Annotated in this window: 15 protein-coding genes; 11 read left to right on the top strand and 4 right to left on the bottom strand. The window is 66.3% G+C overall.

The window, feature by feature from the left end; genetic code table 11:
• Positions 1-76: 76 nt before the first annotated feature.
• Positions 77-2,161: an NAD-dependent DNA ligase LigA gene (gene ligA, locus ACZYZF_RS22335; protein WP_463836881.1), complete on the top strand. Its 2,085-nt coding sequence runs from the start codon at positions 77-79 to the stop codon at positions 2,159-2,161.
• Between the two features lie 7 nt (positions 2,162-2,168).
• On the opposite strand, the gene ACZYZF_RS22340 is transcribed toward ligA, so the two are convergent.
• The gene (locus ACZYZF_RS22340) at positions 2,169-2,828 is read right to left on the bottom strand and encodes an ACT domain-containing protein (RefSeq protein ID WP_463744253.1); all 660 of its coding nucleotides are present in this window, start codon (positions 2,826-2,828) and stop codon (positions 2,169-2,171) included.
• Positions 2,829-3,147: 319 nt separating this feature from the next.
• Here ACZYZF_RS22340 and ACZYZF_RS22345 point away from each other — a divergent pair, with 319 nt between their 5' ends.
• The 8 genes from ACZYZF_RS22345 to ACZYZF_RS22380 all read left to right on the top strand — a co-directional run bounded on the left by ACZYZF_RS22345 (position 3,148) and on the right by ACZYZF_RS22380 (position 9,816).
• Positions 3,148-3,762 (top strand): DUF4190 domain-containing protein, encoded by a 615-nt coding sequence (locus ACZYZF_RS22345; protein WP_463836847.1) that lies wholly within the window; start codon positions 3,148-3,150, stop codon positions 3,760-3,762.
• Between the two features lie 25 nt (positions 3,763-3,787).
• Positions 3,788-4,609: a hypothetical protein gene (locus tag ACZYZF_RS22350; protein WP_463836848.1), complete on the top strand. Its 822-nt coding sequence runs from the start codon at positions 3,788-3,790 to the stop codon at positions 4,607-4,609.
• 136 nt (positions 4,610-4,745) lie between these two features.
• Complete coding sequence (locus ACZYZF_RS22355) at positions 4,746-5,324, top strand: hypothetical protein (RefSeq protein WP_463836849.1); 579 nt, start codon at positions 4,746-4,748, stop codon at positions 5,322-5,324.
• Positions 5,325-5,690: 366 nt separating this feature from the next.
• Complete coding sequence (locus ACZYZF_RS22360; RefSeq protein WP_463836850.1) at positions 5,691-6,191, top strand: hypothetical protein; 501 nt, start codon at positions 5,691-5,693, stop codon at positions 6,189-6,191.
• A gap of 18 nt (positions 6,192-6,209) precedes the next feature.
• The gene (locus ACZYZF_RS22365; protein WP_463836851.1) at positions 6,210-6,875 is read left to right on the top strand and encodes a hypothetical protein; all 666 of its coding nucleotides are present in this window, start codon (positions 6,210-6,212) and stop codon (positions 6,873-6,875) included.
• A 67-nt stretch (positions 6,876-6,942) separates the two neighbouring features.
• Positions 6,943-7,242: an Asp-tRNA(Asn)/Glu-tRNA(Gln) amidotransferase subunit GatC gene (gatC, locus tag ACZYZF_RS22370; RefSeq protein ID WP_463744247.1), complete on the top strand. Its 300-nt coding sequence runs from the start codon at positions 6,943-6,945 to the stop codon at positions 7,240-7,242.
• A gap of 5 nt (positions 7,243-7,247) precedes the next feature.
• The gene (gene gatA, locus ACZYZF_RS22375; protein WP_463744246.1) at positions 7,248-8,729 is read left to right on the top strand and encodes an Asp-tRNA(Asn)/Glu-tRNA(Gln) amidotransferase subunit GatA; all 1,482 of its coding nucleotides are present in this window, start codon (positions 7,248-7,250) and stop codon (positions 8,727-8,729) included.
• A 55-nt stretch (positions 8,730-8,784) separates the two neighbouring features.
• Positions 8,785-9,816, top strand: a complete 1,032-nt coding sequence (locus tag ACZYZF_RS22380; protein WP_463744245.1) for an ATP-dependent 6-phosphofructokinase — start codon at positions 8,785-8,787, stop codon at positions 9,814-9,816.
• 18 nt (positions 9,817-9,834) lie between these two features.
• Here ACZYZF_RS22380 and ACZYZF_RS22385 read toward each other — a convergent pair whose 3' ends face one another.
• Positions 9,835-10,527 carry an NAD(P)-dependent oxidoreductase gene (locus tag ACZYZF_RS22385; RefSeq protein WP_463744244.1) on the bottom strand — a complete coding sequence of 231 codons (693 nt, stop codon included), beginning with the start codon at positions 10,525-10,527 and terminating at the stop codon, positions 9,835-9,837.
• A gap of 74 nt (positions 10,528-10,601) precedes the next feature.
• Here ACZYZF_RS22385 and ACZYZF_RS22390 point away from each other — a divergent pair, with 74 nt between their 5' ends.
• Both ACZYZF_RS22390 and gatB read left to right on the top strand, forming a co-directional pair.
• On the top strand, positions 10,602-11,075 hold the full coding sequence (locus ACZYZF_RS22390) for a MarR family winged helix-turn-helix transcriptional regulator (RefSeq protein ID WP_463744243.1): 474 nt from the start codon (positions 10,602-10,604) through the stop codon (positions 11,073-11,075).
• Positions 11,076-11,101: 26 nt separating this feature from the next.
• Positions 11,102-12,613: an Asp-tRNA(Asn)/Glu-tRNA(Gln) amidotransferase subunit GatB gene (gene gatB / locus ACZYZF_RS22395; RefSeq protein ID WP_463836852.1), complete on the top strand. Its 1,512-nt coding sequence runs from the start codon at positions 11,102-11,104 to the stop codon at positions 12,611-12,613.
• Positions 12,614-12,622: 9 nt separating this feature from the next.
• Here the strand turns inward: gatB and ACZYZF_RS22400 are convergent, their stop codons facing one another.
• Both ACZYZF_RS22400 and ACZYZF_RS22405 read right to left on the bottom strand, forming a co-directional pair.
• The gene (locus ACZYZF_RS22400; protein WP_463744241.1) at positions 12,623-13,282 is read right to left on the bottom strand and encodes a TetR/AcrR family transcriptional regulator; all 660 of its coding nucleotides are present in this window, start codon (positions 13,280-13,282) and stop codon (positions 12,623-12,625) included.
• A gap of 101 nt (positions 13,283-13,383) precedes the next feature.
• A complete protein-coding gene (locus ACZYZF_RS22405) occupies positions 13,384-14,505 on the bottom strand; it encodes a PQQ-dependent sugar dehydrogenase (protein WP_463744240.1) in 1,122 nt (373 codons plus the stop codon).
• Positions 14,506-14,554: the final 49 nt, after the last annotated feature.

The raw sequence follows: 14,554 nt of genomic DNA on the forward strand, positions 1-14,554 counted from the left end.
CCAGATTAGTGGGGGTGTCATCCCGCTCCGATAGCCTGCCAGGGTGAGCGAGAAGCCAACCGGAGATGCTGAGGCCGTGCTGCCCGAACAGCCCGATTCCGACGTGCGGCGACGTTGGCAGGAACTCGCCGAAGAAGTGCGGGGCCATCAGTTCCGGTACTACGTCAAAGACGCGCCGATCATCTCCGATGCCGATTTCGACGTGCTGCTGCGGCAGCTGCAGGCGCTCGAGGAGGAGTATCCCGAGCTGCGGACCCCGGATTCCCCGACACAGCTCGTCGGGGGCGCCGGGTTCGCCACCGAATTTTCCCCTGCCGAGCATCTCGAACGGATGTTGTCGCTGGACAACGTTTTCGATGCCGAGGAGCTGTCGGCCTGGGCGACCCGGATCAGCGTGGAGACGGGCGATGCCGCGCACTATCTGTGCGAGCTCAAGATCGACGGTGTCGCCCTGGCGCTCGTCTACCGCAACGGGCGGCTGGTTCGGGCGGCGACGCGTGGGGACGGACGTAGCGGTGAAGACGTGACGCTGAACGCCCGCACCATCTTCGACATCCCGGAGCAGTTGACGGCCTCCGACGAGTTTCCGGTGCCCGACGTGCTGGAAGTGCGCGGCGAGGTGTTCTTCCGTGTTGCCGACTTCGAGGAACTCAACGCCGGGCTCGTCGCCGAGGGCAAGCCACCGTTCGCCAATCCCCGCAACAGCGCGGCCGGCTCACTGCGCCAGAAGAATCCAGCGGTCACCGCGCGCCGCCGATTGCGGATGATCTGCCACGGCCTCGGCCATATAGAAAGCGCTGGGGGTTTCCCGTTCAAATCGCTGCATGACGCCTACCGGGCGCTGGGTGAATGGGGTCTGCCGGTATCCGCGCACACGGCAAAGGTTTCCGGCGTGGCCGCGGTCGCCGAGCGCATCGCCTACTGGGGTGAGCACCGCCATGACGTCGAGCACGAGATCGACGGCCTCGTGGTCAAGGTGGACGAGGTGGCGCTGCAGCGTCGGCTCGGGGCGACGTCGCGCGCCCCGCGCTGGGCGGTGGCATACAAGTACCCGCCGGAAGAGGCCACTACGAAGCTGCTCGACATCCGGGTGAGTGTCGGGCGGACCGGACGGGTCACCCCGTTCGCGTACATGGAGCCGGTCAAGGTGGCGGGCTCGACCGTCGGTCTGGCCACCCTGCACAACGCGACCGAAGTGCAGCGCAAGGGGGTGCTGATCGGCGACACCGTGGTGATCCGCAAAGCCGGTGACGTCATCCCCGAGGTGCTCGGTCCGGTGGTCGATCTGCGGGACGGATCCGAGCATGCGTTCGTCATGCCGACCCACTGCCCCGAGTGCGGCACCTTGCTGGCCCCCGCCAAGGAGGGGGACGCCGACATCCGGTGCCCGAACACCCGCAGTTGCCCGGCGCAGTTGCGGGAGAGGGTGTTTCACGTCGCCGGCCGCGGCGCGTTCGACATCGAGGGTCTGGGCTACGAGGCCGCCACCGCGCTGCTGCAGGCCGGAGTGATCGCCGACGAAGGTGATCTGTTCACCCTGACCGCCGACCAGCTGTTGCGCACCGACCTTTTCACCACCAAGGCCGGCGAACTGTCCGCCAACGGCAAACGGCTGCTGGCCAATCTGGACAAGGCCAAGGCTCAGCCGCTGTGGCGGGTCCTGGTGGCGTTGTCGATCCGCCACGTGGGCCCCACGGCCGCTCGGGCGCTGGCCACCGAGTTCGCCAGCCTGGACGCCATTGTCGCGGCCTCAGAGGAACAGCTGGCCGCCGTGGAAGGAGTGGGCCCGACGATCGCTGCCGCGGTCATCGACTGGTTCACCGTCGACTGGCACCGCCTGATCGTGGACAAATGGCGCGCCGCCGGAGTCCGGATGGCCGACGAACGCGACGCGAGCATCGAGCGCACGCTGGAAGGTCTGTCCATCGTGGTGACCGGATCCCTGCCCGGGTTTTCCCGCGACCAGGCCAAGGAGGCCATCATCAGCCGCGGCGGCAAAGCCGCCAGCTCGGTGTCGAAGAAGACCGCCTACGTGGTCGCCGGCGATGCGCCTGGCTCCAAGTACGACAAGGCGGTGGAGCTCGGTGTCCCCATTCTCGACGAGGACGGCTTTCGCGCTCTGCTCGCCGACGGCCCGCAAGTGACGGCGGACGAGGAGTAGCCGCGCCTCAGCGCAGAATCGTGGCGACGATCCCGGCCAGGTAGCCGAGTCGCGCCACCTCTGACGGGCGGAACCCTGGGCCCCCTGGGCGGCCCAGCAAGATCGCGGTGTCGTGGTCGCCCAACGGCGCGGCGGCCAGCGTGGTGTCCATGTCGCGCCACACCTGCGGCACCCAGTCCTGGGTGCCGTCGAGTGCGGTGGCTGTCGGCAACGGCAACCACGGCGCCGATTGGGCCTGGGTCTCGGGTGCGCCATGGCTTGCCGCGACACGTTCCACGCCGCTACCGGTGGACCGGACCACGGTGCACCAGCTGACGCGCAGCACCCGGGGCGCCTCTTCGGCCAGCACCTTCAGCCGGCCGGCCCTCGACCGCGCCGCCGCCACGTGGTCGATCAACTCGAGTTCGCGGTGCGCCTCGAGCAGCCCGGTATGCGGGCGGATGCTGTCGACATAGACGCCGGAAAGACTCTCGGCGGCGGTGATCAAGGTGTCGGGCATCGAGCCCAGCGGCAGCTCGACGACCAGATCATCGATGGCGTAGCCGGCTCCGCGCTCGACGACGTCGAGGGACAGGATGTCGGCTCCGACCGAGCCGAGGGCTACGGCGAGCGAGCCGAGGCTGCCTGGTCGGTCCTCGAGCTGGACCCGCAGCAGATACGAAGGCACGCGCATCACTGTTGCACAGGAGGACTGCCGGTGCACCGCTGGGCGACGTCGCTACGCGGGCCGAGCCGAGGGGGAAATTGGTGTCAGCTCCCCAGGCCAGAGCCGGTTACGATGCTCGCGCAGGGGTGTTCACAGGTACTTTTACCGTGATCGGGGGGCTCGTCGCGCGATGACGCAGTGGGGAAGCGGTTGGCCCTCTGACAACGGCACATTCGGAAGCCCTTTGCAGCCTTTCGGTACACCGCCGGGTACCGCGCCGCCACCACCAACGGCGGGGTCCCGATGGCCCTTGATCGCGTCGGTCGTCGGGATCTGTGCCTTGGCCGTCGCGCTCTTTCCTGCCGGTATCGGATTCGTAGCAATACCGGTCGGGATCTTCGGCATCGTGGCGGGCGTCTTGGGGCTGCAGGCAGGACAGCGCGAGGGGCGCGGCGCGGGTAGCGCGATCACCGGAATCGTGGTGTCGGTACTGGCGATGGCCCTGGCCGCGGTGATGTTCTTCGTCGTCTACCGGGCGCCGGCACCCGAGCCGGCTCCGTCAGCCCCCGCGACCGTGACATCGAAGAAGTTGGGACCCTCGACGGCGATCCCCGAGAACAACCATGACACCGAATCGATCCTCAGGGACGAGGTCATGGTCAGTTTCGGTCCATACAGTGACGACGGCGGCGCCCTCGATGCGCAGCATCCGGTGGCAGAGATGACGATGGTCAGCAAACGGGACATCACCCGCTTCTGCATCTTCACCGTCCGAGCCCTCGACAGCGCAGGAGCCGAGGTCTATCCCGGACTCGGAGTGCAGGTGACTCTCAACCCCGGCGCAACGGCGCGCCAGAACGTCTTCGGATTCTCGTACCCGGGCAGCATCCCGCGCAGCGAGGCAGATCGGTTGCGAAACGGGAGATTTGAAGTGACCAAGGCCAGTTGCTCCTGATGACGAAGATGCGAAGGGACGCGTGATGACGAGTTTCGGGCAGGAACCGCCCGGCGGCGGGCTCGGGTCGCCGTTCGGTGATCCGTTCGGGGCGGGTGGTCCTGGCCCGGGATATCAGGGCGGATATCCCGATGCCGGGTCGGCGGCACCGCCGCCGGTCGGTCAGCCGTTGCCGCCGCGAGCCAACTCGGGCGGTGCGCTGTGGCCGATCCTGTCCGTGGTGATCGGAATCATCGGTGTTGCACTCGTATTGATCCCGTTCTACAGCGGCGCACCGTTCTGGCTCGGCCTGATCGGGGCCGTCATCGGCTTGACAGGTCTTGCCGCTGGGATCGTCGGCATTCGCCAGGCACGTCGTGATCGAGAAGAGGTTCCGGCACTGGCGATTTCCGGTGCGGTGGCAGCCGGTGTTGCCGTCGTACTCACGGTGAGTTCGGTTCTGATCCAGGTCAATTCGCACACCGGGAGCTCACCCGGCGCGTCGACGGCGGCCGCTGACAGCGACGCGACCAAGAGAATCTTGCGCGACGAACTCGAAGTCACGTTCGGGGCGTTCGAGTACACGCTCGACGGCTTCGGTAGCAAGGTGTGGAGCACCCGAATGCCGGTCACGTTCCACAACAAGCTGAACACCGCTCGCAACTTCTCAGTTGACATTGCAGCATTCGCCCATGAGCGCACCCAGATTGGTGGCAAATTCTTCGGCCGGGGCGGTAGTCCGGGGACGTTGGAAGCCAACGCCACCACCACCGTGGACTATTTCACCTTCGAGGAAGACGTTGCAGTGGCCCAGAAGCTCAAATCGGCAGAGTTCAAGGTGGTCGCGGCCCGGAGTTCGGAGGTCTGATGTGACGGGACCATTCGGCGGGCAGCCGCCTGAATTCGGAAGCGGCTTCGGCGCCTATCCACCCGTGCCGCACAGACAAACAGAGTCGCCGCCACAGCGAACCCACGGTGCCAGCTCGACGCCGGCGATCATTTCCGTGTTCGTCGGTGTCGGTGCACTTCTGCTGGCGTTTGTGCCCTATTACGTCGGGTTGGTTGCGGCGATGGCCGGTATCGCCGGACTGACGGTCGGAATCGTTGCTCTGGTGCGTCGGGGAACCGACGGGCCGAGTCTTGCCGCGATCGGCACTGTCACCTCAGCACTTGCCCTCGTCATGGGCATCGTCATGACCATCGTCTACTCAGGTTCGGGCGATGCGGTCGAGACGCCCCCCGCGCAGACAGCGGCCCCGCGAGCAGGACGAGCGAACACACAGAAGGTGCTCGCCGACCAGCTCGAGGTGACAGTAGGGGACTTCGTGATGTCGGCCGAGAAATCCGGTGAGTTGTCGGTCACCGTGAAGAATCGCCTGACGGAAGCACGGACATTCTATGTGCTGATCGGGGCCTTCGAAGGAAACACCCAGTTGGCGACGTCTTCGATCGAGGAAACGCTGAACGCTGGACAGACGAAGAAAGCCAAGGCTTTTGACGGTTCCAACAGTCCCGTGGACTACGACCAGATCAAGAACGCGACCTTCCGAGCGATCGAGGCGAGTTCCCGTGAACCGAAATAGCCGCGACGAGATGTTCATGCAAAGTGGGGAGCCGATCCGATGACCGGACCAGATCCGTGGGGCACCCCGCCTGACTATCCGCCGCCAGCGGGCGGCATTGGCGGGCAACAGTTCCCACCCACCTCCGGGGCCCCGAATCCCGGTGGCGGTCCATCGTGGGGTTACGCCGCACCCCCACCGATGTACGGCGGTGGGGCACCGCAGTTGACCCCGGATTACGGAGTCCCGATGGCCGGGTACGCCTCACTGCCCCATGCGCGGAGCGGTGGGACCGGTTGGCGGCGAAGGTGGCCGCTGGTCTCCCTGGTGGTCGGCGCATGCGGAATAGGACTGGCCTTCGCACCGCCACCGGCAGGCTGGGTGGGTGTGGTTGCCGGTGTCTTCGGGATCATTGCCGCCGCCATCGGATGGCTGCGGCGGGAACGCGTACCCGATGAATCGGTGCTTCCAGCGGTTCTCGGCGGCGCTTTGTCCGCCATCGCCATCGCCATCGTGATCGGTATGGGGTTCGTCTACGGCGGGTCCGATGTCGTATCAGCGGCCGGCAGCGGCCTTGACGTCGAAATTGGTAACTATGAGTTTGATTTCCAACCCGCCTCCGACGGCTACGCGGATCGAGTCGTGAACAACCGATTGAAGGTGAAGGTGACGAGTAAGTCGGCAACCGGCGGACAATTCTCGTTGTCGATCGGAGCCTATGAGGGCAAATCCGACAACCAGATCCAGGCCGACCGGACTGTTATGGATATGGTTCCGGGCGCCTCGCAGGACATCGAGATGTTCACCGGGCCGGTGAACAAGGAACGAGCCGAAAAACTCAAGGGCGCCAACTTCCGGGTCATTGGTATCCGGGCACCAAGTAACTGAGAGTCTGAGAGGTAGACGATGTACACCCCGACTCCGATTCAAGCTGCACCGGCAGGACCGAATTCCGGTGGCAGCACACCGTATCTGTGGTCGGCTGCCGCGATCATCGCGGGATTGATCGGCATGGCGCTGGCGCTGTTCTCACTGGTTCCGGCGGCCACCGTGGTAGCCGGCATCGGCGTCGCCACAGGCATCGTGGCTCTGCTCCGCACTGCCGCGGCACACCCGCTACCGGCTGTAGTGGGGACGGTGATATCCGCACTGGCGGTCGCCGTCAGCGTTGTGATGCTTGTGGTGCCGGCACTCGCGACCCCGACAACAGGTCCGGATTCTGCGGGTTCCTCGGCAGACAGCGATGAGGAGTTTTTCAATGAGGATGTCGAGGACGTCCTGGCGAATGAACTGCAGGTGGATTTCGGCGAGGTCACCATCAGCCCGTCGGGAACCGCCGAACTGCTCATCACGCTGACCAACAAAACCGACACGGTACGAAGCTTCTTCGTCACGCTGGGGGCATTCGACAGCAGTGGCGTCCAGCTCGCCACCGACTCAGGCGCAGGAGCTCTCCTCGGGCCGCATGCCATCCAGAAAAGAACGGCGTTCGGGTCGGTACGCGACAAATCGACTGCCGAAAAAATGAAGTCGGCGACGTTCAAAGTCGTAGCGGTCAAGCGCACGCTGTAGCGCTGCGCCGCGGCGGGTGTGCTGCCGCTGTGTGGTAGTTCCTGTGCTTTGACTAGGCTGCTTTGTCGTGTCGAAGATCTCCCGAGACGAGGTTGCCCATCTGGCGCGTCTGGCGCGTCTGGCGCTGACCGATGACGAACTGGACAGTTTCGCCGGACAGCTGGATGCCATCCTCGGCCATGTCAGCCAGATCCAGTCCGTCGACGTCACCGGTGTGGAAGCGACGGACAATCCGCTGAAGGACGTCAACGTCAGCCGGCCTGACGTTGTCCAGCCGTGCCTGACGCAGGAGGAAGCGCTGGCCGCCGCGCCGCGCGCCGAAGACGGGCGCTTCGCCGTGCCGCGGATTCTCGGAGAGGGTGAATGACGAGCATGAGTGAGCTGATCCGTCGCGATGCGGCGACCCTGGGTGCCCAGATCGCGGCCAAGGAAGTCTCCTCGACCGAGGTGACGCAGGCCCATTTGGACCAGATCGCGGACACCGACGAACGCTTCAATGCCTTCCTGCACGTGGCGGCAGATTCCGCGCTGGCCGACGCGGCCCGGATCGATGCCGCCGTGGCGGCCGGTGAGACGCTGCCTTCGCCGCTGGCCGGGGTGCCGCTGGCGCTCAAGGACGTCTTCACCGCCACTGACATGCCGACCACCGCGGGGTCCAAGATCCTCGAAGGCTGGCGCGCGCCGTACGACGCGACCGTCACCGCCAAGCTGCGCGCCGCGGGCATCCCGATCCTGGGCAAGACCAACATGGACGAATTCGCCATGGGGTCGTCGACGGAGAACTCGGCCTACGGCCCGACCCGCAACCCGTGGAACACCGAGCGGGTGCCCGGCGGATCAGGCGGCGGTAGCGCCGCAGCGCTCGCCGCCTATCAGGCTCCGCTGGCCATCGGCACCGACACCGGCGGGTCGATCCGTCAGCCGGCCGCGCTCACCGCGACGGTCGGCGTCAAACCGACATACGGCACGGTCTCGCGCTACGGCCTGATCGCCTGCGCGTCTTCGCTGGACCAGGGCGGTCCGTGTGCCCGCACGGTGCTCGACACCGCACTGCTGCACCAGGTGATCGCCGGCCACGACCCGCGCGATTCCACCTCCGTGGATGCCCCGGTGCCCGACGTCGTCGGTGCGGCCCGGGCGGGTGCGCAGGGCGATCTCAAGGGCGTACGGGTCGGTGTGGTCAAGCAGCTGCGCGGCGACGGATACCAGCCCGGCGTGCTGGAGTCGTTCAACGCCGCGGTCGCCCAGCTGACCGCGCTCGGAGCCGAAGTCACCGAGGTCGATTGCCCGCACTTCGACCATGCGATGGATGCTTACTACCTGATCCTGCCCTCGGAGGTGTCGAGCAACCTGGCCCGCTTCGACGCGATGCGGTTCGGACTGCGCGTCGGCGATGACGGCACGCACAGCGCCGAGGAGGTCATGGCGTTGACCCGAGCCGCCGGATTCGGGCCGGAGGTCAAGCGCCGGATCATGATCGGCACCTATGCGTTGTCGGCGGGCTACTACGACGCTTACTACAACCAGGCGCAGAAGGTGCGGACCCTGATCGCCCGCGACCTCGACCAGGCCTATCAGAACGTCGACGTGCTGATCTCCCCGGCGACCCCGACGACGGCGTTCCGGTTGGGGGAGAAGGTCGACGATCCGCTGGCCATGTACCTGTTCGACCTGTGCACGCTGCCGCTGAACCTGGCCGGGCACTGCGGCATGTCCGTGCCGTCGGGTCTCTCGCCCGACGACGGCCTGCCCGTCGGACTGCAGATCATGGCGCCGGCCCTGGCCGATGACCGGCTGTACCGGGTCGGCGCGGCCTACGAGGCTGCCCGCGGCCCGTTGCCCAGCGCGTTGTAGGCGGCACGCCCTCTATCCCCGGCGCGGTCGTGTCAGTCGGGGCAAGATGGTGCCCATGCGCATCGGAGTTCTCACCGGCGGCGGTGATTGTCCTGGCCTGAACGCGGTGATCCGGGCGGTGGTGCGTACCTGCGACCAGCGCTACGGCTCGTCGGTGGTCGGATTTCTCGACGGCTGGCGTGGCCTGTTGGAGGATCGCCGTATCCAGCTGGCCAACGATGATCGCAATGATCGGCTGCTGGCCAAGGGCGGAACCGTGCTGGGCACCGCGCGGGTCAACCCGGACAAGCTGCGGGCGGGCCTGGACCAGATCAAGCAGACCCTCGAAGACAACGGGATCGACGTGTTGATCCCGATCGGCGGTGAGGGCACACTGACTGCCGCGCACTGGTTGTCCGAGGAGAACGTGCCGGTGGTCGGGGTGCCCAAGACCATCGACAACGACATCGATTGCACGGACGTGACTTTCGGCCACGACACGGCCCTGCAGGTGGCCACCGAAGCCATCGACCGGCTGCACAGCACCGCCGAGTCGCACCAGCGGGTCATGCTGGTCGAGGTGATGGGCCGGCATGCCGGGTGGATCGCGCTGAACGCCGGCCTGGCCTCGGGTGCGCACATGACGTTGATCCCCGAGCAGCCCTTCGACGTCGAGGACGTGTGCCGGCTGGTCAAGAAGCGGTTCCAGCACGGATCGTCACACTTCATCTGTGTGGTGGCCGAGGGAGCGAAGCCCGCAGAGGGCACCATGCAACTGCGCCAGGGCGGCATGGACGAGTTCGGGCACGAGAAATTCACCGGTGTGGCACAGCAATTGGCGCTCGAGGTGGAAAAGCGGATCAAGAAGGACGTCCGGGTCACCGTGCTGGGACACGTCCAGCGCGGTGGTACCCCGACGGCGTACGACCGGGTTCTGGCCACCCGGTTCGGCGTGAACGCGGCCGATGCCGCGCATGCCGGTGAGTTCGGGATGATGGTGTCGCTGCAGGGACAGGACATCGGCCGGGTGTCCCTGGCCGATGCGACCCGACACCTCAAACTGGTGCCGCAGTCCCGCTATGACGACGCCGCCGAGTTCTTCGGCTAGTCCCTGTTGCCGGAAAAATCATGCACTCTTGAGCGCTTCGCGGCGTAGCAGCTGCCACATCGAAGGGGTGTTCGCGGTCGTCGAAACCGTCACGGTGGCACCGGTTTCCGGAGATTCGGCCAGCGTCAGCAGATAGTCGGCGAGGTCGGTGCGGGAGGTGAACGCACCCACCGGATCGCACTGTCCGGCAACGTATTCGGTGACGTCCGGCAGGTCGAACAGCCCGGAGGGGCGCACGATCGTCCAATTCAGGCCGCTGTCGGTCACGATGTCCTCCATGCGGCGCATGTCGGCATAGAGGGTCTTGCCGAAGATCCGGCTGATCACCGGTTGGACCAGGCGCAGCGCGAACGGGGTTTCGGTGCGGCCGGGGTAATCGGCGATCGCGGTGGAACTCACGACGGCCAGCTTCTCCACTGCGGTCGCGCGCATCGCCGCGACGATGTTGCCCACGCCGACGGAGTACGTGTCGACGGGATCCATGGTGAAAGTGACGCCCAGGGTGGACAGCACCGCGTCGGCGCCGTCGACTGCGGTGGTGACCGCCGCCGCGTCACGCACGTCGGCCTCGGCCACGGTGAGTGCCGCCCCGGTGATGGGGAACGCCTCGGGGTGGCGGGTGACCGCCACGACACCGTGGCCGGCGTCGAGGGCTCGGCGGGTGAGCAGACGTCCGGTTGCCCCGTTGGCGCCGAAGATGACGAGTCGCATGTTGCCTCCCAATTAGTCACTAATAGTGACAATCACGCTATATGACAATCACTGGTAGTGCTAGTGTTCGGATCGTGGCCCAGGAACCGACCGGTGTGTCCGCTCTCGACGAGCGCATACCGTTCCTGCTGTCCCAACTTGGCGCGTATGTGGCCGAGGGCTTCAAGGCCAGGCTGGAACCGCTGGGCCTGCATCCTCGGGCCACCGCGGTCCTGCTGGCGCTGGCCGGAGTCGATGGACAGTCACAGCGCGAACTGTGCGAGCGTCTCGGTCTGCACCGCAACGTCATGGTCACGCTGATCGACACCCTGGAAACCGAGGGGCTCGTCGAACGCCGGCCACATCCCGAGGACCGGCGAGCATTCGCGGTGTCACTGACAGAGCGGGCGCGCGAGCTGGTCCCGGCGCTCGACGAGGCGGGTCGCGGGCTTGAGGACGAGCTGACCGCGTCGCTGTCCGACGAGGAACGCGCAGTCCTGCGGCACACACTGCGGCGGCTGTCGGCCGCCGCAGGCCTGATCCCCGGCGTCCACCCCGGACTGGCCTGAAACACGGCCCCACTAGGATCGACGGCATGTCTGTCGCTACCGCTGAACTCGTTGACTACGACGACGTCATCGCCGCCTATGAGCCCGTGATGGGCATGGAGGTGCACGTCGAGCTGTCAACAGCCACCAAGATGTTCTGCGGCTGCGCCAACCGGTTCGGTGCCGAGCCCAACACGCTCGTCTGCCCGGTGTGCCTCGGGTTGCCCGGTTCGCTGCCGGTGCTCAACGAGGCGGCGGTCGAGTCGGCGATCCGCATCGGCCTGGCGCTCAACTGCGACATCGCGCCGTGGGGCCGGTTCGCCCGGAAGAACTACTTCTACCCCGACCAGCCGAAGAACTACCAGATCTCGCAGTACGACGAGCCGATCGCCGTCAACGGCTATCTCGACGTGCCGCTCGACGATGGCACCACGTTCCGCGTCGAGATCGAGCGTGCGCACATGGAGGAGGACACCGGCAAGCTGACCCACCTGGGCAGCGACACCGGCCGCATCGCGGGCGCGACGACCTCCCTCGCTGATTTCAACCGTGCCGGCGTCCCGCTCGTCGAGATTGTCACCAGGACCATCGAGGGAACCGGGGCGCGCGCACCGGAGATCGCCCGTGCCTATGTCACGGCACTGCGAGACCTACTGCGCGGCTTGGGTGTATCGGATGTGCGGATGGATCAGGGGTCGATGCGGTGTGACTCGAACCTGTCCCTCAAGCCGGTCGGGGCTGCCGAGTTCGGCACTCGCACCGAGACCAAGAATGTGAACTCACTCAAGAGCGTCGAGGTGGCGGTCCGGTACGAAATGCGCCGTCAGGCGGCAGTTCTCAATTCCGGCGGCACGGTCACCCAGGAGACGCGGCATTTCCACGAGGACGGCTTTACATCGCCCGGTCGCAGCAAGGAGACCGCGGAGGACTACCGGTACTTTCCCGAGCCCGACCTTGAGCCTGTCGCCCCCGCCGCAGAGCTCATCGAACGCCTCCGCCAGACCATCCCTGAGCTTCCGTGGTTGTCGCGCAAGCGGATTCAGCAGGATTGGGGCATCTCCGACGAGGTGATGCGTGATCTGGTCAACTCCGGTGCGGTGGAACTGGTGGCCGCCACCGTCGAGCAAGGCGCCTCCAGTGAGGCTGCCCGCGCCTGGTGGGGCAACTTCCTGGTGCAGAAGGCCAACGAAACTGAAGTGTCCGTGTCCGACCTTCCGATCACGCCGACCCAGGTGGCCACCGTGGTCAAGCTCGTCGACGAGGGCAAGCTGTCCAACAAGCTGGCCCGCCAGGTCATTGAGGGAGTGCTGGCAGGCGAGGGCGAACCCGAGCAGGTGATGACCGACCGCGGATTGGCGCTCGAGCGCGACGATGCGGTGATCCAGGCTGCCATTGATAAAGCGCTCGAGGCTCAGCCCGATGTCGTGGAGAAGATCCGTGGCGGCAAGATCCAGGCCGCCGGGGCGATCGTCGGCGCGGTGATGAAGGCGACCAAGGGCTCGGCCGACGCGGCCCGGGTTCGCGAGTTGGTGCTGGCCGCCTGCGGTCAGAGCGGGTAAGCCCGCCCGTCAGCTCACCGTGCGGGCGAACATCGTCATCGCCGCAGTGGCATATTGCTCGAGCCGTTCGCGCGGATAGCTGTCCGGGTCGTGCACGGCCAGGCGGCCCAACATCTCGGCGAACGACAGCAAGGTGTGGCCGAGAAGCTCGGGATCCAATTCGGAAAACCGGGGATCCACCGCTATGCCCGCTTTTGCCATTTGCTCGACCTGCGTGAGGATCTCGTTGCGAGCGTTGCGGACCGCCGCGTGAAAGTCCCGCGGAGCGCTGTCGGGCACCGTGAGAATGAGCCGCCAGCGCGCCGGGTTCTCCAACACGCAGCGCAGGAAACCGGTGACGGTAGCGGTATAGGCATCTGCCGGTCCGGTTACCGACAGATTCTTGGGCAGGGTGGTCAGGACCTGGCTCAGTCCGAGCTGATGCTCGCGGACGAGCAACGCGGCCACCAACTCGGTGCGGGTCCGGAACGCGGTATAGAGGACGGGTTTGCCTACGCCGCCGGCCTCGGCGACTGCCTCCATCGTCAGCTCGTGCAGGGGGCAATCGTGGAGCACGGTCAAAGCTGCGTCCAGCAGTTGCTCGCGCCGTTTTTCACGCGGTAGCCGCGGTGCATATCTGCGGCGCTGGCGGTCAGGCACCCGGGTAATGGTACGTGATAGGCGAACCATTTCTAAGGGCGCATTATGCGCGTTGTATTCATGCCGACCGGTTGACGCCGGCCGCTCAGGTCAGGCTCAAAGAGTCATTGTATGCCGAAATGTCGTGTGCCTCAGGTGTTATCGGCGTTGCTCCGTGGGAAGCCGCCGCCCTGCGGGAAGAGGGGGAAGACGACGTCGTCGAAGTTCTCGGCATCTCCGGCAGTCCGGTTCACCGTCGCCCCCCACACGTTGCCGTCTGGCGAGAGCTGCAGGGCCCACGCATGCCCGCGCACGTTCTCGCGGACCACCTCCGGGTCTCCGGTGACCGCGCCCGTATCGGGCGCCAGTCGCACTGCGACGGTCTTCTTGGGATTGACCAGATTGACCAACACCGTGCCCTCCAGTGCGGCGCAGCCGGCGACACCGGGCCGGTCCGGCCAGGTCCACACCGTGGACACCTTCGAGTCCTTGGTGATCCGCTGCAACCGGTCGGCGCTGGGAGTGCGGTCGGTGACGTAGAGCGAGCCGTCCGATGAATCGACGCACATGCCTCCGCCGGCACCCAAATCGCTCAGGGCCGTGGTGACCGGTGCCTGGTTGACCGTGGTGGGCTGCTCGATGCGCAACACCTTGCCGGCCAGAGATCCGGGATCGGCGGCCAGTGCCGGGTCGCCCGCATCGCCTGTCTGCACCAGCAGGGTGGTCTTGCTGGTGAACGTCAGCGACCCGGTATTGCCGGTAGCGCCCTTGGGGATGCCGGTCAGGATCGGCTTCGGTACGTCGCCGTCGGCGATCCGGATCACCCGGTTGTCGGTGGGTGTGCTGACGTAGGCGTACATCAGCCGGTCCTGGCCGTAGGTCGGCGACAAGACGATGTCCATCAGTCCGCCGTCGCCCGACGGATCCACCGGGATCATCACTTTGACCTTCGGTTCGGCCTTCACCGACACCTGCTTGACCGCGCCGGTGAGCCGTTCGGCGACCAGCGCGGACTGGCTGTCAGGCAGCATGATCAATCCGCTGGTGCTGTCCAGGCAGCCCTGCATCACACCCGTTGCCTTGCATTCCTTGGGGAACGGCTTGGCCGGCAGCGGTGGCGGCGGCGGCGGTGTCGTCGTCGGCCCCGGTTCCATCTTGGGTGCAGTGGTGAAGGGCTCGGACTGGGCCGCGTCGAATCGGGCGCAGCCCGACCCGACAAGCATCGCGGCACACAGAACGGCGGCCACCCCCGTCATCCGCCGGCGCGATTTCATGCCCGCCAGATTACGGATCGCTCGGCAGTGCGCGCCACGTCGGGACCGC

Source organism: Mycobacterium sp. IDUB_24 (genome assembly GCF_055419385.1).